This window comes from Aurantimonas sp. NFXS3 (assembly GCF_049132005.1).
Classification (GTDB): domain Bacteria; phylum Pseudomonadota; class Alphaproteobacteria; order Rhizobiales; family Rhizobiaceae; genus Aurantimonas; species Aurantimonas coralicida.
Genome location: NZ_JAGDDZ010000002.1, coordinates 566679 through 588502, shown reverse-complemented (window position 1 = coordinate 588502; position 21824 = coordinate 566679). Strand labels below are relative to the sequence as shown.

Sequence of the window (21824 nt, the reverse complement as noted above, 5' to 3'; positions counted from 1 at the left end):
CCCCAGCAGCGGGCCGGAATGCGGCGCGAACGCAACGCCTGGCCGGCCGCGCGACCCGTGCCGCGCCTCCGCTTCCGCTGCAATTTTCGCCGTGAGAGACCGATCCATGCCTTCCAACGACCCGACTCGGGACGACTTCCCGTTCTGGACCCGCGACAAGCTGCGCTACGGCGACACCGACCGTCAGGGCCATGTGAACAACGCCGTCTATGCGACCTTCTTCGAGACCGGCCGGGTGGAAGTGCTGCATGCCGGCGAGGCGCCGCCACCGGCCGGAACCGCCTTCGTCCTGGCGCAGATCACCATCGACTTCCGGCGCGAGATGAACTGGCCGGGCGAGGTGGAGATCGGCACGGCGGTCGAGGGCCTGGGCAACAGCTCGATCCGCCTGCGCCAGGCCGTGTTCCAGAATGGCGTCCTGTGCGCCAGCGCCGCCGCGGTGATCGTCCTGATGGACGAGACCACCCGCCGCTCGACGCCGCTGCCCGACGACATGCGCGGCCGGCTCGCGGCCCATGTCCGGTCGAGCCCCGCCGAGGCCTGACCGGACGCCCTGCCTTGCCGGCAGCCGCCGGTGGCAGGGCAACGGCGCCCGACGCCACCCGCGACGATTGCGCCGCTCGACGCGGCAATCCTCGCCACCCATATGGAATCGCGGTTCCTCTCCTGCGGCGAGTCGCATTTCATGTCCGATACACTGACCGCTCCAGCCCAGGCCGCGTCCGCCACGCCCGTGCGGCCGTTCCGCGCCCCGGCCCCGGTGCCCAACGCGACGCCGCTCGGCTTCTTCGGCTTCCTGACGACGGCCTCGCGCAATCCCATCGAGATCTGGGGCACGCGAGCGTTCAAGGAGCCCTATATCGTCGGCAAGTGGCTGGGCGTGCCGAACATCGTCATCAACGATCCGGCCGGCGTCCGGCACTGTCTGGTGGAGAACGCGAAAAACTACGTCATGCAGCCGCTGCGCCAGCGCATTCTGCGGCCGCTCCTGCGCGACGGGCTGCTGACCGCCGAGGGCGCCCTGTGGCGCCGCACCCGCAAGGCCATCGCGCCGGTGTTCACGCCGCGCCACACGGCCGGCTTCTCCGAAACCATGCAGGACCGGTCGGAACGCTTCGCCGACGGGCTCGCCGCCCGGGCCGGCGGCATGGTGGACGGCAGCCACGAGATGACGCTGCTGACCTTCGACATCCTGCAGGCGACCCTGTTCACCGACGACATCGCCGATGACGGCGAGACATTCGCCCGCTCGACCCGCGACTTCCTCGGCTCCATGGGCCGGGTCGATCCGCTCGACCTTCTCGGCGCGCCGGCCTTCCTGCCGCGCCTGCGCCGGATGCGCGGCCGCAAGTCGATGGATTATTTCCGCGGCCTCATCGCCCGCACCATCACCCGCCGCCGCGAGCAGATCGCCCGCGATCCCGACGGCGCGCCGAACGATCTCCTGACCCTCCTGGTCAAGACCGACGGCCTGTCGGCCAGCGAGATCGAGGACAACATCATCACCTTCATCGGCGCCGGCCACGAGACCACCGCGCGGTCGCTGGCCTGGACCCTGTATCTCCTCAGCCAGGCGCCCGCCGAGCGCGCCGCCGTCGAGGCCGAGCTCGACACGATCCTGCCGACCCTGTCGCACCCCAGCGAATGGCTGGAGCGCCTGCCCTACACGCGGGCCGTCTTCGAGGAATCGCTGCGGCTCTATCCGCCGGCGCCGTCGCTGAACCGCACCGCGCTGGCGCCGGACCGGGTCGGCGACGTGGCGATTCCCGCCGGCGCGACGGTGCTGGTCATGCCCTGGCTGATCCATCGCCACGAGATGCTCTGGGACCGGCCCGACCATTTCATTCCGAGCCGGTTCCTGCCGGGCAATCGCGAGGCGCTCGACCGCTATCAGTATCTGCCCTTCGGGGTCGGCCCGCGGGTCTGCATCGGGGCCAGCTTCGCCCTGATGGAGGGCGTCATCGCCCTCGCCTGCCTCCTGCGGGGGCTGCGTTTCGACTATGAGGAGGCCGCGCCTCCGGAGGTGGTCCAGCGCATCACCGTGCAGCCGAATGGCGGGCTGCCGCTCAGGGTCAGCCGCCGGACGCCGGCGCCCCTGGCGGGCTGACGGGACAAGTTGCGGCCGGGACGATTCCGGTCGCGGAGGCCTGCCTCGCAGGGGCTTGCGGGCTGCCGACGGGGCGGTGCAGGCCCATTCGGGCGACAGTGCGCTTGCGTTCGGGCGCGTGAAAGCCCATACTATCAGTTCGGGTATTTGCAGACCCGGAGTCTGGCAGACGTTCCGCCACCGTAAAACGGCGGTTCGCTTGGTAGCGCATTAACGCGACCAGCGCGACGAGAACCAAACCTTTCGCCGTAACCCTTGTGAAGTTCCGAATCTCCGGCCGCGGCGGCATGCCGTGTCCACACCACTCAAGAAGTCAATCGCGTCGCGAGAACACTTCAGACGATCGCCCACAGGGCAGCGACGAAAGGTAATACCATGAGCCAGACCGGCACCGTAAAGTTCTTCAACGAAGCCAAGGGTTTCGGATTTGTCACCCCGGAAGGCGGCGCGAAGGATGTCTTCCTTCACGTCTCCGCTCTCGAGCGCGCGGGCATCTCCTCCCTGAACGAAGGCGACAAGATCAGCTTCGACACCGAGCCGGACACCCGCGGCAAGGGCCCGAAGGCTGTCAACGTTCAGCGCGCCTGATTGCATGATGTGACCGGCGGGCTTCTGGCCTGCCGGTCTCTACTGTTTCGCATGGGTTCGCGGCGTTTGGTGGCGAACAACGGCGGAAGAAGGTGACGATGGAAAATTCCAGGAAGGCGCGTGAACGCGCCGAAGCGGCACTGTCCGGACCGCCGGAACGACCGGCCAAGGGCTCCGCGATTGGAATCATCGCCGCCGAAAGCCTGGCCGTCCAGGAAAAGACGGCACGATTGAAGAAGCTCCGCATGGAGCGGGATGCGGCCGAAGCGCCTGAGCCGACCAAGGCAGAGGCGAAGGCGTCGAAGGCGAAGGCCAAGACGACAAAGCCGACGGCGCGCGCTAAATAGCCGGTTGGCAGACCGACTCGGTCGCCAATCAATTCCGAGGCCCGGCCACCACCTGCCCCGCAAGGCAGGGAAATGGCCCGTGGCCCATCAACTGATGGAAGGAGTCGTTTTGAAAGTCGACGTCAGAGACAACAATGTCGATCAGGCCCTGCGGGCGCTGAAGAAGAAATTGCAGCGCGAAGGCGTCTTCCGTGAGATGAAGGCGCGTCGCGCCTACGAGAAGCCGTCCGAGCGACGCGCTCGGCAGAAGCAGGAGGCGATCCGCCGCTCCCGCAAGCTTGCTCGCAAGCAAGCGCAGCGCGAAGGCCTCGTGCCCGGTCCGAAGCGCAAGATCCGTCCCGGCGCACCTCGCCCGGGCGCACCGAGCACAGGCGCCAGTGCCAACGGCGCAGCCGGTGCACCGCGTCCGGCTTCCGCGACCTCGCAGTACTGATACGACCCATTCGCTCCTCGAGAGCAGAAAAAGCCCGGCGGATCCGATCCGCCGGGCTTTTTCGTGTCTGGGCCGCCTCAGCTGCCTGACAGGTCACCGGACTGTGGCGGCCGCCCGTCGGGCTTCGGCTCCAACCAGCGGCGGTATTCATCAGAGACCTCGCACATGTCGGCATAGAGCCAGACCATGCGGTCGACGAACCAGATCTTGCCGCCCTCCGCAATGATCAGTCCCGCAACCGTGGCGGTCGCCTCGCCCCGGATCAGGCCATAGGCCAGGACGGCGACCCCGATGGCGGTGACCAAGGTGAGGATCGTCGCGGCGCGGCGATGGTGGTCCGGGACCGGCACCGCCTTCCGGTTCAGATAGACCCGCTCGCCGAAGGTCGCCCGCGACGCCCAATTGTCGGGATTGCGGGGCGGCGGAAACAGCCGTGGATTGACCATGGCGAAGACCATGAGGGCCGCGACCGGCGCGAGCGCCCACCAGCCGATCCAGAAGCGGCTCCAGATCGCCAGAACCAGGAGCGGCAGGATCGCCGCCCGGGTCCAGACGCTCCAGGGATTGGCATGGCGGGCCCAGCTCTCCTCGTCCATGCGCATCGCCCGCTCGGCCAGCGCGAAGACATCCATGGCGCCCTCCCGTCGACCGAACGGCCGGAGAAGTCCGGCGCTATTTCGCGCCGTCCTCGTCGCCCAGGCCGTCGAACAGCGCCGTCGACAGATAGCGCTCGGCGAAGGACGGGATGATCACCACGATGTTCTTGCCCGCCATCTCCGGGCGCTGGCCGACCGCGATCGCCGCCGAGAGCGCCGCACCCGAGGAAATGCCCACCGGCACGCCCTCGATGCGGGCGACGAGACGGGCGATCTCGAAGGCGTCGTCATTGGTGACCTGCACGACCTCGTCATAGACCTCGCGGTCGAGGATCGCCGGGGCGAAGCCCGCACCGATGCCCTGGATCTTGTGCGGGCCGGGATCGCCGCCCGACAGGACATGCGAGGCTTCCGGCTCGACCGCGACGATGCGGACGCCGGGCTTGCGCTGCTTCAGCACCTGGCCGGCGCCGGTGATCGTGCCGCCGGTGCCGATGCCGGACACCAGCACGTCGATTTCGCCCTTGGTGTCGTTCCAGATTTCCTCGGCGGTGGTGACGCGGTGGATTTCCGGGTTGGCCGGGTTCTCGAACTGCTGCGGCATCACCGCATCGGGGATCTCGGCCACCAGCTCGCCGGCCTTGGCGATGGCGCCCTTCATGCCCTTGGCGCCCTCGGTGAGCACCAGGTCCGCGCCGAGCAGGCGCAGCATCTTGCGGCGCTCGATCGACATGGTCTCCGGCATGGTCAGGATCAGGCGGTAGCCCTTGGCAGCGGCCGCAAAGGCGAGCCCGATGCCGGTGTTGCCCGATGTCGGCTCGATCAGCGTCGTCTTGCCCGGCGTGATCCGGCCGTCGGCCTCGAGCTTCTCGATCATGGCGACGCCGATGCGGTCCTTGACGCTGGCGATCGGGTTGAAGAATTCGAGCTTGGCGAGAAGGTTGGCCTTCACGCCCTTTTCCTTCGCCAGCTTGTCCAGCCGGACGATCGGCGTGTCACCGATGGTGTCGGCGATGGAATCGTAGATGCGTCCACGCCCGTGGGTCCGTGCGGCGCCCTCTTTCACTACCTTGTCCATGATGGTCTCCTTCCCTGTCGCGGCCCGGCGTTCATTCATTTCGCGCCCGGTCATCGTTCCTAACCTATGCCGGATCGGTCGCGGTTTTGAGGTCTGACAATCCAAAGCCGGCGGTCTGGCTGGAATAGCTTGCTAGGCCGGCGCCGGCCGATCCATGCAATTTGCAACCAATTCTTTACCCTCTCTTAGGCCGCCCCCACCAGTATGGCGGATCACGGCGGGTCCCTCGCGCCCTTTGCACGAAACGAGATTGCGCATGGCACGCTCCTTCCAGCACATTCGCACCATTTTCGGCGAGTTCGTCCTGTTGCTCCTGGCCATGACGCTGCTGTCGGTGGTCGCCGCCTTCCACATCTTCGACGGTGTCGGCCAGGCCGCGCTGAACCGTGCGCTGGGCTTTGCCGTCGTGGTGCCGATGCTGAGCGCCGTGCCCTATGCGATCTATTTCGTCGTCCGCCTGACCGGGCTGATGCAGCACAATGACGGCCTGCAGCGCGCCGCGACGACCGATCGTCTCACCGGCGTCCTGAACCGTCCGGGCTTCGACACTGTCATCCGCCGGCACATGGCCGCCCTCGGCGACCACCAGTATGCGGGCCTGATGCTGCTCATCGTCGATGCCGACCATTTCAAGCGGATCAACGACCGCCTCGGCCATCCGACCGGCGACAAGGCGCTGAAGGCCATCGCAGGGGCGCTGAAGCGGTCGATGCGCGGCTCCGATGCGGTCGGGCGTCTGGGCGGCGAGGAATTCGCCATCTCCTTCCCCTGCACCAGCCTCGAACAGGGCAAGGCCGTCGCCGAGCGCCTGCGGCTGAGCATCGGCAAGCTGAGTGTCAGCGACGGCAAGCAGAGCGCCCGCCTGTCGGTCAGCATCGGCGGCGCCTTCTATACGACGCCGCAGCTCTTCGACCGGGTCTATGGCGCGGCCGACGTCAATCTCTATCATTCGAAGCGCACCGGCCGGAACCGCACGACCATCACCTCGGTCGCCGCCCATGGCCGCCGCTATCTGCAGGCCGACGGGCAGCAGCAGAACCAGCAGGCCGCCCGGCTGACCGCCCTGCCCGCCCGCTGACGCTGACCCGCCCCACCTAGCTGCGGCCGGTCGAGCCGAAGCCGCCGGCGCCGCGGGCGCTGTCCGACAGGCTCGCCTGTTCGGTGAAGGTCGCCTGCACCACCGGCGCGACGACCATCTGGGCAATCCGGTCGCCCCGCGCGATGGCGAAGGCTTCGCTGCCCAGATTGACCAGCACCACCTGCACCTCGCCGCGATAGTCGCTGTCGATCGTGCCCGGCGTGTTCAGCACGGTGACGCCGTGCTTCACAGCGAGACCGGAGCGCGGCCGGATCTGCACTTCGAACCCTTCGGGAATCTCGAAGGCGAGGCCCGTCGGCACCAGCCGGCGTTCGCCCGGCCCCAGCACCAGTTCCCCCGTCACCGCCGCGCGCAGGTCGGCGCCCGCCGCCCCGGCGCTCTCATAGGCCGGCAGCGGCAGATCGGGATTGTGGGGCAGGCGCAGGATCGCGATGGCCGGCACGCTCATGAGGCCGCTCCCGTCAGGCGGTCGGCCACCCAAGCGGCCAGGCGCCTCGCCACTTCCGTCTTGTCCATTTTCGGCCATTCCTCGACACCTGCCGCCGTCACGATGTGGACCGTATTGGCGCTGCCGCCCATGACGCCGGTCCCGGCCGACACGTCGTTGGCGACGATCGCGTCGGCACCCTTGCGGGCGAGCTTGCCGCGGGCATTGGCGAGGAGATCGTCGGTCTCGGCGGCAAAGCCGACGACCAGCTTCGGCCGATCCGGCGCATGGCCGATGGTCGCCAGGATGTCCGGGTTCTCGGTCAGGGCAAGCGCCGGCGGTCCACCACCGGTCTTCTTGATCTTGCGCGCCGTCTCGGCCTCGGCCCGCCAGTCGGCGACGGCGGCCACGAAGATCGCCGCATCGGCGGGCAGCGCGGCCTCGACCGCGCCCAGCATCTCGCGGGCGGTCTCGACATGGGCAACGCTCACGCCGGCCGGATCGGGAAGCGTCACCGGGCCGCTGACCAGCGTCACCTCGGCGCCCAGTTCGGCCAGCGCCGCGGCAATGGCGTGGCCCTGGCGTCCCGAGGAACGGTTGGCGATGTAGCGGACGGGGTCGATCGGCTCGTGGGTTGGCCCGGAGGTGACGACGATCCGCCGGCCGGCCAGCGGCTTCGGCCCGGCGTCCAGCATGGCTTCCAGCGCGTCGGCGATCTCGGTCGGCTCGGCCATGCGGCCGGTGCCGGCCTCGCCTGCTTCGGCCATCTCGCCGGCATTCGGCCCGACGAAGCGCACGCCGTCGGCGATCAGCGTCGCATGATTGCGGCGGGTCGCGGCGTGGTTCCACATGGCCGGGTTCATCGCCGGCGCCATCAGGATCGGCGCGCGGGCGGCGAGCAGGATCGCCGTCGCCAGATCGTCAACAAGCCCGTTGGCGGCGCGGGCCATCAGATTGGCCGTGGCCGGCGCGACGAGGATCGCATCGGCCTCTCGGGCGAGCCGGATATGGCCGACATCGTGCTCGTCCTCGCGGTCGAAGAGATCGGAGAAGACCTTGGCGGCGGCCAAGGCCCCGACGGCGAGCGGGGTAACGAATTCGCCGGCAGACGCGGTCATCACCGGCGTCACCGCGGCGCCGCGCTCGCGCAGGCGGCGGATCAGGTCGAGCGACTTGTAGGCCGCGATGCCGCCGCCGATGATCAGCAGTACCCGTTTGCCCGAAAGGCCGCTCATGCCGGCTCCGCCTGAATGATCCCGATCGTCGCGGTCGCCATGCCTGCCTCGCGAAAGACGCTGTTCCACGGCCCCGTGTCTAGCGGCCGCCGCTTACCGGAGCAACAAAGGCGCCGCCGGGCGAGATCCCGGCGTGCCGGTCTCAGCCGAAGGTGTAGCCGAGCGCGATGGTCATCAGCGACAAGGCGATGATCCACTGGGCGATCAGGCGCAGGATCACGCTGGAGCGCTTGTCCGTCGCCAGGTTGTTCAGCGTCTCGTCGTCGAGGCGGATGCCCTTCTCGATGAGGTCCGGCATCTGCCGGGCGAGGATTTCCAGCCCGCCGGCAAACTCCGGCGTGCGCCGCAGGAGATGGAACAGCGAATCGACGCCGCGGCGCGCCTCGCGCAGCTTGGCCGCGGGCCCGAGCTCGGTGAGGATGTATTCCGACACGACCGGCTCGGCCGCCACCCACATGTTGAACTTCGGATCGAAGGAGCGCGCGACGCCCTCGACCACCACCATGGTCTTCTGCAGAAGCACGAGTTCCGGACGCGCCCGCATGTCGAAGAGCTCGGTCACCTCGAACAGCAGCGACAGGAGATGGCCCATGGAGATGGTCTCGGCCGGCTGGCCGTAGATCGGCTCGCCGATCGCCCGCAGCGCCTGGGCGAAGCTCGCCACGTCCTGGCCGCGCGGCACGTAGCCCGCCTCGAAATGCAGCTCGGCGACGCGGCGATAGTCGCGCCGGATGAAGCCGTAGAGGATTTCGGCGAGGAACCGCTTGGACTCGTCCGACAGGCGCCCGACGATGCCCATGTCGACGGCGACGACGGCGCCGTCCGGCGCCACGAACAGGTTTCCCTGGTGCATGTCGGCATGAAAAAAGCCGTCGCGCATGGCGTGGCGCAGGAAGGACTGCACGATAAGCACGCCGAGCTGCTTGGTGTCGTGGCCGGCCTCGACGATGCCGGCGACATCGCTCATCTTGATGCCGTCGATCCATTCCATCGTAAGGACGTCGCGGCCGGTGCGCTCCCAGTCGATGCGCGGCACGCGGAAGCCGGGATCGTCGGCGGTGTTCTCGGCCATTTCGGACGAGGCCGCCGCCTCCAGCCGCAGGTCCATCTCGATGCGGGTGGACTGGGCCAGCGTCTCGACCACGGCGACCGGCCGCAGCCGGCGCGACGAGCGCACGTAGCGCTCCAGGAACTGGGCGATGAAGGCGAAGGTCTCGAGCTGGCGCAGGAAGCGGATGCGCACGCCCGGCCGCACCACCTTGACCGCGGCGAAGCGCTCGCTGCCGTCCTCGTTGCGGATGCGGGCCTTGTAGACCTGCGCGATCGAGGCGGCGCCCACCACCTCGCCGAGATCGATGAACAGGTCGTCGATCCGCCGGCCGAGGGTCGTCTCGATCTCCGCGACGGCCTGGTCGCGCGGGAACGGCGGCACCTTGTCCTGCAACTGGCCGAGTTCCTGGGCCGTCGCCGCCCCCACGAGGTCGGGCCGCGTCGCCAGGAACTGGCCGAGCTTGACGTAGGAGGGGCCGAGCCGGTTCAGGGCCCGCGACAAGTTGTCGGAGCGCGGACGGTTCTCGGCCGAGCCGCGCTCGATCAGCCGAGCGAAGCGGTGCAGCAGCGCCGGGCCGGGCGGCAGGCCCTCGCCCGGAAACGAGCCGACGACGCCTTCGCGGGCCAGAACATAGACGGCCCGGATAAGCGCAAGGGTGCCGGTGACGGGATTGGCCAAGAGAGGCTCCGTTCGTTCAGATCAGAGCTTCCAGCCGGAATGGATGGCCGCGATGCCGCCCGACAGGTTGCGATAGGAGACACGCTCGAAGCCGGCCGCGCGGATCGCGGAGGCGAAATTGGCCTGGTTCGGGAAGCGGCGGATCGACTCGACCAGATATTCGTAGGATTCGCGGTCGCGCGCGACGGTCTCGCCGATGCGCGGAATGACCTTGAACGACCATTGCTCGTAGATCTTATCGAGGATCGGCATGTCGACTTCCGAGAATTCCAGGCACATGAAGCGCCCGCCCGGCTTGAGCACCCGGTAGGCCTCCGACAGCGCCGCGTCGATGCGCGGCACGTTGCGGATGCCGAAGGCGATCGTATAGGCGTCGAAGCTGGCGTCGGGCAGCTTCAGCTCCTCGGCATTGCCCTCCACGAAGACGAGATTCTCGTCGAGGCCGCGCTTGACCGCCCGCTCGGCGCCGACGCCCAGCATCGAGGCATTGATGTCGAGAACCGTGCCGGTGGCCCGCCGGCGCGAGGCCTCGGTGATGCGGAAGGCGACGTCGCCGGTGCCGCCGGCCACGTCGATGAAGTTCCAGCCGGCCCGGTGCGGCGGCGACAGCCAGGACACCATGGCGCTCTTCCAGACGCGGTGGAGGCCGCCCGACATCAGGTCGTTCATCAGGTCGTAGCGCTCGGCGACCCGATGGAAGACGTCATTGACCCGGGCCTGCTTCTCTTCCCGGCCGGTGACCGTGGAAAAGCCGTAGGCCGTCTCCATCGCTTCGGCTCCGGTCACACGCGTTCGCGACATGGGGCGGCACCTTCATTGCATCGCATCGCTTCGATGCGGATATAGGGACGGACGATCCCGGCATGCGACGCGTCCTCCGCGAAGCAGGCTGGGTTCGCCGGGCGCATCGCTCGGATGGCCCAACGGTTCGGGACTTAATCGAATATGCCGGAATTGCCAGAGGTAGAGACGGTCCGCCGCGGCCTGCAGCCCGTCCTGGAAGGTGCGCGCATCACCCATCTGCATCTGGCGCGGCCGGATTTACGGTTTGCGCTGCCCGAACGCTTCGCCGAACGGGTCACCGGCCGGCGCATCACGGCCCTCGGCCGGCGGGCGAAATATCTCGTTGCCGAGCTGGAGGGCGACCTCCTCCTCGCCATGCATCTGGGCATGTCCGGCTCGTTCCGCATCGAGGGTCCGGACGGCGACAGCCTGCCGGGCGTCTTCCAGCATCCACGCTCCACCGCCCGCCTCCACGATCACGTGCGTTTCGAGGTCACGACCGGAGACGGCCAGCCGGCCGCGGTGATCTACAACGACCCGCGGCGCTTCGGCTACATGACGCTGATCGCGCGGGCCGAGATGGAGACCCATCCGCATTTTTCCGGCCTCGGCATCGAGCCGACGGGCAATAGCCTGTCCGGCGCGGCGCTGGCCCCGGCCTTCGCCGGGCGCGCGGCGCCGCTCAAGGCGGTGCTCCTCGATCAGCGCATCATCGCCGGGCTCGGCAATATCTATGTCTGCGAGGCGCTGTGGCGCTCGCGCCTGTCGCCGCGGCGCGCGGCGGGAACGCTGGTGAAGAAGGACGGCCGCCCGAGCCAGCGCCTCGACCTCCTGGCGCTCAACATCCGCGAGACCATTGCCGACGCCATCGCCGCCGGCGGTTCGTCGCTGCGCGACTACCGGCAGGCCGATGGCTCGCTCGGCTATTTCCAGCACAGCTTCGCCGCCTATGACCGCGAGCACGAGCCGTGCCGGCATGCGGGCTGCCGCGGAGTCATCCGGCGGATCGTCCAGTCGGGACGCTCGACCTTCTTCTGCCCGGCCTGCCAACGCTAGGACCGCGTCCGTAACGGTGCGGCGGCGCGAAGAGGAATGCCCGACGGGGCCCGCACTTTGTCTTGACGCGCCGAACGCTCTTGCCTATAGAGGCTCTGAATTCGGCGGCACCCATGGTGCGGCCCGTTTCTTCGTGCTGCAGCGTGCACCTCTTGCCGCCCGGCACGATCAAACCGCAGTTTACCGACACAAGCGCATCGTCGCGACAGACAGAGAGAGACGAACATGGCCAACACCCCTTCGGCCAAGAAAGCGGCGCGGAAGATCGCGCGACGCACTGCCGTCAACACCGCTCGCCGCAGCCGGGTCCGCACCTATCTGCGCCGCGTCGAGGAAGCCATCGCATCGGGCGACAAGACCGCCGCGATGACCGCCTTCCTCGCCGCCGAGCCGGTGATGATGAGCGCGACCTCGAAGGGGATCTTCCACAAGAATACGGCATCGCGGAAGATCTCCCGTCTGTCGCATCGCGTGAAGGCCCTCGGCGAAGCCTGAGGCTCGCTCGATCCACTGACAGGGGCGCATCGCGCCCCGTTCAGACCCTTTTGAAAGGCCTGGCTTAACCGCCGGGCCTTTTTGATTCCGCGCCCCGCCATGGCGACCCGGGGTGATTCCCGGCGCCTTTGCAGGACCTTCGGCGAGCCCGTCATCGATTCGACACACGCAAACCTCCCGATCGCCCGCCGCGATTCCATCGTGTGGTTTTGGCGAATGATTCCAGTGACTTGCAGAAGGTCAGTGAGCATCATAAAACAGCCGGCTAAGGCCGGTTTCAGCGGCCCTTGAGTCAAGCGGACCGCCTTATTTTTTTCATTTTTATCTTTTGCCCAATGCGCTCAAAAGCTGCTTGGGAGCCAAGTCACCAGAACCACTGGTGTTTACCCTGACGGGCAATGATTCACGCGGGACGAGTCTGCCACACTGGGGGTGCTCGCATTGCGATTCACGGTTTGCGAGCCTTGCCCGAAGCTGTCGCGTTTCGTATTTTCCTCCTCGAAACAAGTGCGGGGAAAGACGAAGTGCGGGGACAACCGAACTTATCCAGAACATTCGGTCACGGTTCGAGTTGCCAGCGGCGCGGCCCCATCTCGCCTAGAGTCTAAATCCGTCCTTCCACAATTTATTCGTAGTCGATCCCGGCGCTCCCACGCCGCGGGTGCGGCTGACTTCTGCCCAAGCATGGGCCGGAGCGCAGGAGAGCTTTTGCATGAACGGTGAATACAAGGGCGATGTCACGCCGAAGGAATGCTGGGCGACGCTCGCCGACACGCCGGACGCGGTCCTGGTCGATGTGCGCACGGTGGCCGAATGGAGCTATGTCGGCGTCCCGCAGCTCGCTCCCCTCGGCAAGGCGGCGATCCTGCAGGAATGGCAGAGCTTCCCCTCCATGGCCGTCGATCCGGATTTCGCCGCCAAGCTCGCCCGGCGCATCGAGAGCGAAGGCGGAACCCGCGACACGCCGGTCTTCTTTCTCTGCCGTTCGGGCGTCCGCTCCATCGCCAGCGCCGTGGCGCTGACCGGGGCGGGCTACAGCAACTGCTTCAACGTCCTGGACGGCTTCGAGGGCCCGCCGGACGAGGAAGCCCATCGCGGACGCAAGGCCGGCTGGAAAGCGGAGGGTCTCCCGTGGGTGCAGAAGTGATGCAGCAGGGCGCAGGACGATCGGCGGACACGCTGCCGATCTGGTCCGGACGGCATGACGCCGCCCGGGTGACGAAAGACAACACGAACGATTTCGGGGGCGGCATGGCGAGCGGCGGCACAGGTACTGCGGACATCATGGAGCGGGTGAATGCCCGTCTGAAGGCGCAGCTTGGGCAGGACATCTTCGCCAGCTGGTTCCAGCGCATGAAGCTCGAGGCGCCGGGCAAGGGCGTCTGCCGCATCACCGTGCCGACCGCCTTCCTGCGCAGCTGGATCCAGTCGCACTATCATGAGCTCCTGACCGAGATCTTCCGCGAGGAAGTGCCGGGCACCCTGCGCGTCGACATCGCCGTGCGCAGCGCCGTGCGCGGCGGCGGCGTGACCATCCGCCAGCCCCGTGTCGCCGAGCCGGAGAGCGTGCCGGCCAGCGTGGTCTCCGCCCGTCCCGCCGCGCAGATCGGCGAAAGCCGCGCCGCGCGCAGCGCCGCCCCGGCCGAAGCCCGGCAGATGTTCGATGCGGCGCCCGCCCCGACGCCCACCTTCGGCTCGCCCCTCGACCCGCGCTATGTCTTCGACACCCTCGTCGAGGGCAGCTCCAACCGCGTCGCCCTCGCCGCCGGCCGCGCCATCGCCGAGAACGGCCCCCAGTCGGTGCGCTTCAACCCGCTGTTCATCCACGCCGCCGTGGGCCTGGGCAAGACGCATCTCCTGCAGGCAATCGCCAACGCCGCGATCCGCCGCGAGGACAAGCCGCGCGTCGTCTATCTGACGGCAGAATATTTCATGTGGCGCTTCGCCACCGCGATCCGCGACAACCGCGCGCTCGACCTCAAGGAGACCCTGCGCGGCATCGACATCCTGATCATCGACGACACCCAGTTCCTGCAGGGCAAGTCGATCCAGCAGGAGTTCTGCCATCTCCTCAACGCGCTGATCGATTCCGCCAAGCAGGTGATCTGCGCCGCCGATCGCCCGGCCATGGAGCTGGAATCGCTGGATCCGCGGGTCCGCTCGCGCCTGTCCAACGGCATCACGCTGGAACTGGCGGCGCCGGACTACGAGATGCGCCGCTCGATCATCCGCACCCGCGCCGCGGCCATGCGGGCCGAGGATTCCTCCTTCGACATGCCCGACGGCGTCATCGACACGATCGCCCAGCGCGTCGCCGGTTCGGGCCGCGACCTGGAAGGCGCTTTCAACCAGATCGCCTTCCGCCATTCACTCGGCCAGCCGCTGTCGGCCGAGCATCTGGACGATCTCCTCAGCCAGCTCACCCGCGCCAACAGCGAGCGTCGGGTGCGTATCGAGGACATCCTCAAATTCGTCTCGCGCCACTACAACGTGACGCGCACGGACATCCTGTCGGCCCGGCGTACGCGGACCATCGTGCGGCCCCGCCAGATCGCGATGTATCTGGCCAAGACCATGACGCCCCGCTCGCTGCCGGAAATCGGCCGGCGCTTCGGCGGCCGCGACCACACGACGGTGCTTCATGCCGTTCGCAAAATTGAGGGCGAGCGGGCCAAGGACGACAAGCTGTCCGAGGAGCTCGACATCATCCGGCGTATGATCGAGGAGTAGGCCGCCCCGGCGCGGCGCCGTCAAGCGGCGCCGCCGGTCGGCGGGCCTCTCCCGCCGTGGCTCGCCCAGCCTCGCGCGGTCCGGCCTTTCCAAGCGGCCTCCAAATCTCTAAGACCATCGGACCCCGGAACGGGTGCCGTGTCCTGCGGCGCCTGCCCGAACCAAACGGCTTCGTCATGCGCATCATCATCGAACGTTCGAACCTCCTCAAGTCCCTGGCGCACGTTCATCGTGTCGTGGAACGCCGCAACACCATCCCGATCCTCTCCAACGTCCTGTTGAAGACGGAAGGCGAAGGCCTGCGGCTGAAGGCGACCGATCTCGACCTTGAGATCACCGAGAGCGCACCGGCGACGGGCGAGCAGGAGGGCGCGACGACGGTGCCGGCGCATCTGCTCTACGACATCGTCCGCAAGCTGCCGGACGGGGCCGAGGTGAGCCTGGCCACCAATGCCGAAGGCACCCAGATGACGGTCTCGTCGGGCCGCTCGAACTTCCGGCTGCAGTGCCTGCCGGAATCGGACTTCCCCGACATCACCGCCGGCACCCTCAGCCATGCCTTCAAGCTCAAGGCCGCCGAGCTCGGCCGGCTGATCGAGCGCACCCAGTTCGCCATCTCCACCGAGGAGACGCGCTATTATCTGAATGGCATCTACCTGCACACGATCGAGGCCGACGGCGACCTGCAGCTGCGCGCCGTCGCCACCGACGGCCACCGGCTGGCACGGGCCGACCAGAAGGCCCCGGCCGGCTCGGAAGGCATGCCGGGCATCATCATTCCGCGCAAGACCGTCGGCGAGTTGCAGAAGCTCCTCGGCGACAGCGACGACGAGGCCGAGATCTCGGTCGAGCTGTCGGACGCCAAGATCCGCTTCACCATCGGCGCGGTGGTGATGACCTCCAAGCTGATCGACGGCACCTTCCCGGACTATCAGCGGGTCATTCCGCAGAACAACGACAAGGCGCTGACGCTGGACCGGCAGACCTTCTCGGCCGCCGTCGACCGCGTCTCCACCATCTCGTCGGAACGCGGCCGGGCGGTGAAGCTCGCCGTCGCCGATTCGCAGCTGGTGCTGACCGTCAACTCGCCGGATTCCGGCACGGCGACCGAGGAACTGGCCGTCGGCTACGATTCGGACGAGATCGAGATCGGCTTCAACGCCAAATATCTCCTCGACATCACCAACCAGCTGTCGGGCGACGAGACCGTCTTCATGCTCGCCGATCCGGGCTCCCCGACCCTCATCAAGGACGGCGGCGACGATGCGACGCTCTACGTCCTGATGCCGATGCGGGTCTGACCGCCGCAACGCGCTTGGACCAGAGCCCGGACGCCGCCGTTTCCCCCTCCACCGACAGCCGGACGCCGCCCGCGGTGCGGCTCGACGAACTGCGTCTGGCCGATTTCCGCAATTACGAGACGCTGTCGCTGCGCTTCACCCGCGGATTCGTCGTCTTCGTCGGCGACAATGGTGCCGGCAAGACCAATCTCCTGGAAGCCATCTCGCTGCTGACGCCCGGCCGCGGCCTGCGCCGCGCGCCCTATCAGGACGTCGCGCGCAAGGGCGGCAGCGGCGGCTTCTCCGTCCGCGCCAGCGCCGTCTCCCACGGCGTCGAGACCATCGTCTCCACCAAGATGATGCCCGACCCGACGGGCGCGGCGGCCCGCAGCGTGCGGATCGACGAGACCGCGGCGAAATCGGCCGACGAACTGCTCGATCTCCTGCGCATTCTGTGGCTGACGCCGGCCATGGACGGGCTCTTCACCGGCCCGGCCGGCGACCGGCGCCGCTTCCTCGACCGCATGGTGCTGGCCGTCGATCCGACCCATGGCCGCCGGGCCGCCGATTACGAGCGCGCCATGCGCTCGCGCAACCGCCTCCTCGCCGACAACCGGCTGGATGATCCCTGGCTGTCGGGCATCGAGGCGCAGATGGCCGAACTCGGCATCGCCATGGCGCTGGCCCGCTCCGAACTCGTCGGCATGCTGGCCGGCATGATCGCCCGGACCGGCGCCGGCTCGCCCTTCCCCAGTGCCGGGCTCGAGCTGACGTCGGGCTATGACGGTCTCGACCTTGCCCGTCCCTCGGCCGATGTCGAGGACGAGGCGCGCATGCGGCTGCGGTCGGCCCGCTACGGCGACCGGGCCGCCGGCCGCACGCTGGAGGGCGCCCACCGGGCCGAGCTCTCCGTCACCCATCTCGCCAAGGCGATGCCGGCGGCCCTGTCCTCCACCGGCGAGCAGAAGGCGCTGCTGATCGGCCTCGTCCTGGCCCATGCGCGGCTGGTCGCGGCCATGTCGTCGCTGCCGCCGCTGCTGCTCCTCGACGAGATCGCGGCGCATCTCGATCCCGGCCGCCGCGCCGCCCTGTTCGACCTGATCGCCGAGCTCGGCGTGCAGGCCTTCATGACCGGGACCGACGCCAGCCTGTTTGCGGCCCTGGGCGATCGGGCCCAGATCATGGAAGTGTCGGGCGCCACGGTCCGCCCGGCCGATCCCGCACGCATCGAAGGCGCATCACCGGAGACGTCGCCATGAGCCAGGCTCCCCTCGCCCCCGAAGAGCTGGAACGCTACGCCCGCCACATCGTGCTGCCGGAAGTCGGCGGTGCCGGCCAGCAGGCGCTGAAGCGCGCCAGAGTGCTGGTGATCGGCGCCGGCGGCCTCGGCTCGCCGATCATCCTCTATCTGGCTGCCGCGGGTGTCGGCACCATCGGCATTGCCGACGACGACACGGTCTCGCTGTCCAATCTGCAGCGGCAGGTGCTGCACGGCACCGCCGATGTCGGCCGCTCCAAGCTCGACAGCGCCGCGGACGCCGTGGCGGCGATCAATCCGCATGTCACGGTCGTGCCCCATGCGCTGCGCCTCGACATGGCGAATGGCCCGGCGATCGTTGCCGGCTACGATCTCGTCATCGACGGCTCCGACAATTTCGCCACCCGCTACGCCATGGCCGATCTCTGCGAGGCGGCGGCAACCCCGCTCGTCACGGCGGCGGTGAACCGCTTTTCCGGCTCGCTGACCGTGCTGAAGCCGTATGAGACCGGCGCGGACGGGCGCCGCCATCCGGGCTATCGCGATCTCTTCCCCGAGGCCCCGCCGGCCGGCATGGTGCCCTCCTGCGCCGAGGCCGGCATTCTCGGCGTCACCACCGGCGTCCTCGGCACCCTCGCCGCTTCCGAAGCGATCAAGCTGATCTGCGGCATGGGCGAGCCGCTGGTCGGCCGCTTCTTGATGGTCGATCTCCTGACCATGCGGATCGAGGAAATCCGCTACCGCCGGCCGAAATCCGGCTGAGCCTGCCGATCCGGGCCGGCCTCAGGCCGGCTGCACCGGGCTTTCTGCGGTGGAGGGCTCCGCCACCGCGTCGTCCCCTTCCGGGATCACCAGCGACAGGATGATCGCCGACAGGCCGCTCAGCGTGATCGGCGTCGCGAAGACCTGGCGGATGAAGTCCGGCAGGTGCTGGGTCGCGTCCGGCACCAGCGTCACGCCGAGGCCGAGCCCGAAGGACACGGCCATGATGTAGGCCTTGCGCCGGTCGATCGGCTCGGAGGCGAGGATGCGGATGCCGGCCACGGCGATGGTGCCGAACAGCACCAGCGTCGCCCCACCCAAAACGGGTTTCGGCACCAGCAGGAAGGCGTTGCCGATCACCGGGAAGAACCCCAGGACAATCAGGATCACGGCGATGATCATGCCGACGTGGCGGCTGGCGACGCCGGTCATCTGGATGACGCCGTTATTCTGAGAGAAGGTCGTGTTGGGAAAGGTGTTGAACACCGCCGCAAGGCCGGAATTGACGCCGTCGGCCAGGATGCCGCCCTTGATCCGCGCCATGTAGAGATCGCCGCGCACCGGCTCGCCGGCGATGATCGAATTGGCGGTCAGGTCGCCCGTCGTCTCGATGGCGGTGATCAGGTAGATGAAGGCGATCGGCAGGAACAGCGCCAGGTCGAAGTCGATGCCGTAGCGAAACGGGATCGGCAGGGCGATCAGCGGCCCGCTGCCGGCGCTGGAGAAGTCCACCTTGCCCAGCAGCGCGGCGACGACGAAGCCGATGACGAGCCCGGCCATGATCGCCGAGATCCGCACGGTCGGATTGCGCTGGAACGTCAAAACGAGGATCGCGGCGACGACAATGAAGCCGAGCAGCAGATTGACCGGCTCGCCCAGCGCTTCGCCGGCCGTCGCGCCGCCGGCAAAGTCGGTGAAGCCGACCTTGACCAGGCTGAGGCCGATGATGGTGATGACGATGCCGGTTACCGTCGGGGTGATGATGCGCCGCAGCCGGCCGACGAACTGGCTGAGGCCGATCTCGACCAGGCAGCCGACGAGGCACAGGCCGAAGATCATCGCCAGGATGTCTTCCGGCGTGCCGCCCCGCCCCTTCACCGCGAAGCCGGCCGCCAGGATCGCGCCGACGAAGGCGAAGCTGGTGCCCTGCACCGACAGGAGCCCCGAGCCGACCGGGCCGAAGCGGCGGCACTGGATGAAGGTGGCGACGCCCGACACGAACAGCGACATGGCGACGAGATAGGGGATGTGCTCGCCCAGGCCGAGGACGCCGCCGATGATCAGCGCCGGCGTGACGATGCCGACGATCGAGGCGAGGATATGCTGGATGGCGGCGAGGATGGCCGGGCCGTTCGGCGGCCGGTCCTCCAGCCGGTAGATCATGCCTGAAAGAGGGGCTGCCGTTTTCTGCGTCATCGCGCTGCTCCGGTCATCATTCCCCTGTCTCCCGCAACAGTGCCGAGGGGCATGGGGAGAGCAATGCAGGAAGCATGCCACGGGCGCGGCGCAAGGCCCATGGCCTAGACGCAGAAAGGGCGGCGCCCGTCACGGACACCGCCCTTTCAGATCGATGGATGCCGGCGCCTTGTGGCGCGGCGGGTCTAGATCGAACGTCGGCGGAAGCCGCCGAAGATCAGCGACAGGACGAAGAGCACGATCGCGATGAAGAAGATGATCTTCGCGATGCCCATCGCGGTGCCGGCGATGCCACCAAAGCCCAGAACGGCGGCGATCAGCGCGATGATGAGAAACGTAACAGCCCAACCCAGCATGGCTGGCACTCCTTTGATGTTTGCCTGGCTTACTAACGCGGATCGACCGAAAAAGTTCGGCGCGTCGCAGCCGCCATCGCCGGAGGGTTAAGCCTTCCTTCTGCCCGTCACTCCCGCTCGCCGTGCCAGATGCGCTCAGCGGCCGAGATGGTGAACCTCCTGCAGCCCGTAGACCGGCGTCGGAATGCCCTCCTGCCGGGCCTTGATCTGCAGCGCCAGATACAGCGAATAATGCCGCGACTGGTGCAGATTGCCGCCGTGGAACCACAGGTTCTCCACCTGGGTCGGCTTCCACATGTTGCGCTGCTCGCCCTCCCAGGGACCCGGGTCCTTGGGCGTGTCGGAGCCCAGGCCCCAGACCTTGCCGACCTTGTCGGCCACCTCCAGGCTGATCAGGTCGGCGGCCCAACCGTTCATCGAGCCGTAGCCGGTGGCATAGACGATCAGGTCGGCCGGCAGTTCGCTGCCGTCGTCGAGCTTCACGCCGGTCTCGGTGATCTCCTCCACCTGCCCGGCCTTCAGCTTGATCTTGCCGTCGATGATCAGCTGCGAGGCGCCGACATCGATGTAATAGCCCGAGCCGCGGCGCAGATATTTCATGAACAGGCCGGATTCGTCGGCGCCGAAATCGAGCTGGAACCCGGCCTTCTCCAGATCCCGGTAGAAGTCGGCATCGACCTCCCGGATCTTGTCGTAGATGGGGATCTGGAACTCGTGCAGGATCCGGTAGGGCAGCGAGGCGAAGATCATGTCCGCCTTGTGGGTTGTGATGCCGTTGGCCACCGCCTGTTCGGAATAGAGCGCCCCGAGGCCATGCTCCATCAGCGGATCGGAGCGCACGATATGGGTGGTCGAGCGCTGCACCATGGTGACGTCGGCGCCGGCCTCCCAGAGGGCCGCGCAGATGTCGTGGGCCGAATTGTTGGAGCCGATGACGACGACCTTGCGGTCCTTGTAGGCGTCGGGGCCCGGATGCTGCGAGGAATGGTGCTGCTCGCCGCGAAACCGCTCCATGCCCTTGAACTTCGGCACATTCGCCTTGCCCGACATGCCGGTCGCCATGATCAGCTGCCGGGGCCGCAGCGTCACTTCCTCGCCGTCGCGGTCGACGACCAGCTCCCACTCGCCCTTCGCCGCGTCGTAGCGGGCGCTCCTGGCCGTGGTCTTCGCCCAGTAATTGAGCTCCATGACCTTGGTGTACATTTCCAGCCAGTCGCCGATCTTGTCCTTCGGCGCGAAGACCGGCCAGTTCTTCGGAAAGTCGATATAGGGCAGGTGGTCGTACCAGACCGGATCGTGCAGGCAGAGCGACTTGTAGCGCTTGCGCCAGCTGTCGCCGGGCCGGTCGTTTTTCTCGACGATGATGGTCGGCACGCCGAGCTGGCGCAGCCGCGCGCCGAGCGCGATACCGCCCTGGCCGCCGCCGACGATCACCGCATAGGGCTGGGTCTCGTAGCCCAGCGTGCGCGCTTCCTCCTCGCGCTTTTCCAGCCAGCTCTTGCGGTTCTTCGCCGCCCCGTGCTCGGCGCCGGCCGGCCGGCGCTCGTGGGACGGCTCCTCGAAGCCCTTCAGCTCGGTCATCGCGGTCAGCAGTGTCCAGGCCTTGCCGTCCTTCAGCCGCAAGACGCCCTCGCCGCGGGCGACCTCGGTCTCGAAGACGAACCAGGCGGTGGTCACGCCGCCGTCCTCGGTCGGCTCCTCCGACAGGGTGAAGCCGCGCGGGCCGGTCGCATCCAGCTGCGTGGCCAGCATGTCGCGCACGCCCGCCGGCCCCTCCACCGTCTTGATGTTCCAGGTGAAGGTGACGAGGTCGCGCCAGAAGCTGGTTTCGGCGAACAGCTTGGCGGCGGCGTCGATGTCGCCCGCCGACAGGGCCGTCTCGAAGGCCGACAGCCAGCCTTCGGCGGCGGCACGGGCAACGCTCGGTTCGGCCGTCACCGGCCGTTCAATGGTCTCGCTCATGGTTCCTCCCCTTGCGCGGTGCTCGAGGAGAGGATTGCCGCGCGACCCCGGCTTGTCCATCATGCGGCTGCGAAACGCAGGCGCAGC

At 67.9% G+C, this 21824-nt stretch carries 22 protein-coding genes; 13 read left to right on the top strand and 9 right to left on the bottom strand.

What is annotated here, in order from left to right; all coding sequences use genetic code 11:
* Positions 1-106 precede the first annotated feature (106 nt).
* From J3367_RS07910 to rpsU, 5 genes are all read left to right on the top strand, one after another.
* Positions 107-544, top strand: coding sequence for an acyl-CoA thioesterase (locus tag J3367_RS07910; RefSeq protein ID WP_024349557.1), 438 nt, complete (start codon positions 107-109; stop codon positions 542-544).
* Positions 545-685: 141 nt separating this feature from the next.
* On the top strand, positions 686-2107 hold the full coding sequence (locus J3367_RS07905; RefSeq protein WP_024349556.1) for a cytochrome P450: 1422 nt from the start codon (positions 686-688) through the stop codon (positions 2105-2107).
* Between the two features lie 375 nt (positions 2108-2482).
* Complete coding sequence (locus J3367_RS07900) at positions 2483-2695, top strand: cold-shock protein (protein WP_024349555.1); 213 nt, start codon at positions 2483-2485, stop codon at positions 2693-2695.
* Positions 2696-2793: 98 nt separating this feature from the next.
* Positions 2794-3042, top strand: a complete 249-nt coding sequence (locus J3367_RS07895) for a hypothetical protein (protein ID WP_024349554.1) — start codon at positions 2794-2796, stop codon at positions 3040-3042.
* A gap of 109 nt (positions 3043-3151) precedes the next feature.
* Positions 3152-3475, top strand: a complete 324-nt coding sequence (gene rpsU, locus J3367_RS07890) for a 30S ribosomal protein S21 (protein ID WP_024349553.1) — start codon at positions 3152-3154, stop codon at positions 3473-3475.
* Between the two features lie 77 nt (positions 3476-3552).
* Here rpsU and J3367_RS07885 read toward each other — a convergent pair whose 3' ends face one another.
* Both J3367_RS07885 and cysK read right to left on the bottom strand, forming a co-directional pair.
* A complete protein-coding gene (locus J3367_RS07885) occupies positions 3553-4107 on the bottom strand; it encodes a DUF6653 family protein (RefSeq protein WP_024349552.1) in 555 nt (184 codons plus the stop codon).
* Positions 4108-4147: 40 nt separating this feature from the next.
* The gene (gene cysK, locus J3367_RS07880; RefSeq protein WP_024349551.1) at positions 4148-5149 is read right to left on the bottom strand and encodes a cysteine synthase A; all 1002 of its coding nucleotides are present in this window, start codon (positions 5147-5149) and stop codon (positions 4148-4150) included.
* Between the two features lie 256 nt (positions 5150-5405).
* Here cysK and J3367_RS07875 point away from each other — a divergent pair, with 256 nt between their 5' ends.
* Positions 5406-6227 (top strand): GGDEF domain-containing protein, encoded by an 822-nt coding sequence (locus J3367_RS07875; protein WP_024349550.1) that lies wholly within the window; start codon positions 5406-5408, stop codon positions 6225-6227.
* Positions 6228-6243: 16 nt separating this feature from the next.
* Here J3367_RS07875 and dut read toward each other — a convergent pair whose 3' ends face one another.
* From dut to ubiE, 4 genes are all read right to left on the bottom strand, one after another.
* The gene (dut, locus tag J3367_RS07870; RefSeq protein ID WP_024349549.1) at positions 6244-6696 is read right to left on the bottom strand and encodes a dUTP diphosphatase; all 453 of its coding nucleotides are present in this window, start codon (positions 6694-6696) and stop codon (positions 6244-6246) included.
* The gene (coaBC, locus tag J3367_RS07865; protein WP_024349548.1) at positions 6693-7910 is read right to left on the bottom strand and encodes a bifunctional phosphopantothenoylcysteine decarboxylase/phosphopantothenate--cysteine ligase CoaBC; all 1218 of its coding nucleotides are present in this window, start codon (positions 7908-7910) and stop codon (positions 6693-6695) included. The genes dut and coaBC overlap by 4 nt, the downstream gene beginning before the upstream one ends.
* 142 nt (positions 7911-8052) lie before the next feature.
* Positions 8053-9639 (bottom strand): 2-polyprenylphenol 6-hydroxylase, encoded by a 1587-nt coding sequence (gene ubiB, locus J3367_RS07860; protein ID WP_024349547.1) that lies wholly within the window; start codon positions 9637-9639, stop codon positions 8053-8055.
* Positions 9640-9660: 21 nt separating this feature from the next.
* The gene (gene ubiE / locus J3367_RS07855; protein ID WP_024349546.1) at positions 9661-10440 is read right to left on the bottom strand and encodes a bifunctional demethylmenaquinone methyltransferase/2-methoxy-6-polyprenyl-1,4-benzoquinol methylase UbiE; all 780 of its coding nucleotides are present in this window, start codon (positions 10438-10440) and stop codon (positions 9661-9663) included.
* A 144-nt stretch (positions 10441-10584) separates the two neighbouring features.
* On the opposite strand from ubiE, the gene mutM reads away from it, so the two are divergent.
* From mutM to J3367_RS07820, 7 genes are all read left to right on the top strand, one after another.
* Positions 10585-11478 carry a bifunctional DNA-formamidopyrimidine glycosylase/DNA-(apurinic or apyrimidinic site) lyase gene (mutM, locus tag J3367_RS07850; RefSeq protein WP_024349545.1) on the top strand — a complete coding sequence of 298 codons (894 nt, stop codon included), beginning with the start codon at positions 10585-10587 and terminating at the stop codon, positions 11476-11478.
* A 225-nt stretch (positions 11479-11703) separates the two neighbouring features.
* The gene (gene rpsT / locus J3367_RS07845; protein ID WP_024349544.1) at positions 11704-11973 is read left to right on the top strand and encodes a 30S ribosomal protein S20; all 270 of its coding nucleotides are present in this window, start codon (positions 11704-11706) and stop codon (positions 11971-11973) included.
* Positions 11974-12685: 712 nt separating this feature from the next.
* Positions 12686-13120, top strand: a complete 435-nt coding sequence (locus J3367_RS07840) for a rhodanese-like domain-containing protein (protein WP_024349543.1) — start codon at positions 12686-12688, stop codon at positions 13118-13120.
* The gene (dnaA, locus tag J3367_RS07835; protein WP_373279270.1) at positions 13120-14703 is read left to right on the top strand and encodes a chromosomal replication initiator protein DnaA; all 1584 of its coding nucleotides are present in this window, start codon (positions 13120-13122) and stop codon (positions 14701-14703) included. Before J3367_RS07840 ends, dnaA begins: the two co-directional genes overlap by 1 nt.
* A gap of 176 nt (positions 14704-14879) precedes the next feature.
* On the top strand, positions 14880-16004 hold the full coding sequence (dnaN, locus tag J3367_RS07830) for a DNA polymerase III subunit beta (protein WP_024349541.1): 1125 nt from the start codon (positions 14880-14882) through the stop codon (positions 16002-16004).
* Positions 16005-16018: 14 nt separating this feature from the next.
* Positions 16019-17242, top strand: coding sequence for a DNA replication/repair protein RecF (gene recF, locus J3367_RS07825; protein WP_024349540.1), 1224 nt, complete (start codon positions 16019-16021; stop codon positions 17240-17242).
* Positions 17239-18003 carry a molybdopterin-synthase adenylyltransferase MoeB gene (locus J3367_RS07820; RefSeq protein WP_029702802.1) on the top strand — a complete coding sequence of 255 codons (765 nt, stop codon included), beginning with the start codon at positions 17239-17241 and terminating at the stop codon, positions 18001-18003. Before recF ends, J3367_RS07820 begins: the two co-directional genes overlap by 4 nt.
* Positions 18004-18024: 21 nt before the next feature.
* Here the strand turns inward: J3367_RS07820 and J3367_RS07815 are convergent, their stop codons facing one another.
* From J3367_RS07815 to J3367_RS07805, 3 genes are all read right to left on the bottom strand, one after another.
* A complete protein-coding gene (locus tag J3367_RS07815) occupies positions 18025-19419 on the bottom strand; it encodes a uracil-xanthine permease family protein (RefSeq protein WP_421460627.1) in 1395 nt (464 codons plus the stop codon).
* Positions 19420-19604: 185 nt separating this feature from the next.
* Positions 19605-19775: a DUF1328 domain-containing protein gene (locus tag J3367_RS07810; RefSeq protein WP_024349537.1), complete on the bottom strand. Its 171-nt coding sequence runs from the start codon at positions 19773-19775 to the stop codon at positions 19605-19607.
* A 135-nt stretch (positions 19776-19910) separates the two neighbouring features.
* Positions 19911-21737: an NAD(P)/FAD-dependent oxidoreductase gene (locus tag J3367_RS07805; protein ID WP_024349536.1), complete on the bottom strand. Its 1827-nt coding sequence runs from the start codon at positions 21735-21737 to the stop codon at positions 19911-19913.
* Between the last annotated feature and the right edge of the window lie 87 nt (positions 21738-21824).

Coding starts and splice junctions, on each gene's coding strand:
- J3367_RS07910 (WP_024349557.1), top strand. CDS start 107: ATGCCTTCCAACGACCCGACTCGGGACGACTTCCCGTTCTGGACCCGC.
- J3367_RS07905 (WP_024349556.1), top strand. CDS start 686: ATGTCCGATACACTGACCGCTCCAGCCCAGGCCGCGTCCGCCACGCCC.
- J3367_RS07900 (WP_024349555.1), top strand. CDS start 2,483: ATGAGCCAGACCGGCACCGTAAAGTTCTTCAACGAAGCCAAGGGTTTC.
- J3367_RS07895 (WP_024349554.1), top strand. CDS start 2,794: ATGGAAAATTCCAGGAAGGCGCGTGAACGCGCCGAAGCGGCACTGTCC.
- J3367_RS07885 (WP_024349552.1), bottom strand. CDS start 4,107: ATGGATGTCTTCGCGCTGGCCGAGCGGGCGATGCGCATGGACGAGGAG.
- cysK (WP_024349551.1), bottom strand. CDS start 5,149: ATGGACAAGGTAGTGAAAGAGGGCGCCGCACGGACCCACGGGCGTGGA.
- J3367_RS07875 (WP_024349550.1), top strand. CDS start 5,406: ATGGCACGCTCCTTCCAGCACATTCGCACCATTTTCGGCGAGTTCGTC.
- dut (WP_024349549.1), bottom strand. CDS start 6,696: ATGAGCGTGCCGGCCATCGCGATCCTGCGCCTGCCCCACAATCCCGAT.
- coaBC (WP_024349548.1), bottom strand. CDS start 7,910: ATGAGCGGCCTTTCGGGCAAACGGGTACTGCTGATCATCGGCGGCGGC.
- ubiE (WP_024349546.1), bottom strand. CDS start 10,440: ATGTCGCGAACGCGTGTGACCGGAGCCGAAGCGATGGAGACGGCCTAC.
- mutM (WP_024349545.1), top strand. CDS start 10,585: ATGCCGGAATTGCCAGAGGTAGAGACGGTCCGCCGCGGCCTGCAGCCC.
- rpsT (WP_024349544.1), top strand. CDS start 11,704: ATGGCCAACACCCCTTCGGCCAAGAAAGCGGCGCGGAAGATCGCGCGA.
- J3367_RS07840 (WP_024349543.1), top strand. CDS start 12,686: ATGAACGGTGAATACAAGGGCGATGTCACGCCGAAGGAATGCTGGGCG.
- dnaA (WP_373279270.1), top strand. CDS start 13,120: ATGCAGCAGGGCGCAGGACGATCGGCGGACACGCTGCCGATCTGGTCC.
- dnaN (WP_024349541.1), top strand. CDS start 14,880: ATGCGCATCATCATCGAACGTTCGAACCTCCTCAAGTCCCTGGCGCAC.
- J3367_RS07820 (WP_029702802.1), top strand. CDS start 17,239: ATGAGCCAGGCTCCCCTCGCCCCCGAAGAGCTGGAACGCTACGCCCGC.
- J3367_RS07815 (WP_421460627.1), bottom strand. CDS start 19,419: ATGACGCAGAAAACGGCAGCCCCTCTTTCAGGCATGATCTACCGGCTG.
- J3367_RS07810 (WP_024349537.1), bottom strand. CDS start 19,775: ATGCTGGGTTGGGCTGTTACGTTTCTCATCATCGCGCTGATCGCCGCC.
- J3367_RS07805 (WP_024349536.1), bottom strand. CDS start 21,737: ATGAGCGAGACCATTGAACGGCCGGTGACGGCCGAACCGAGCGTTGCC.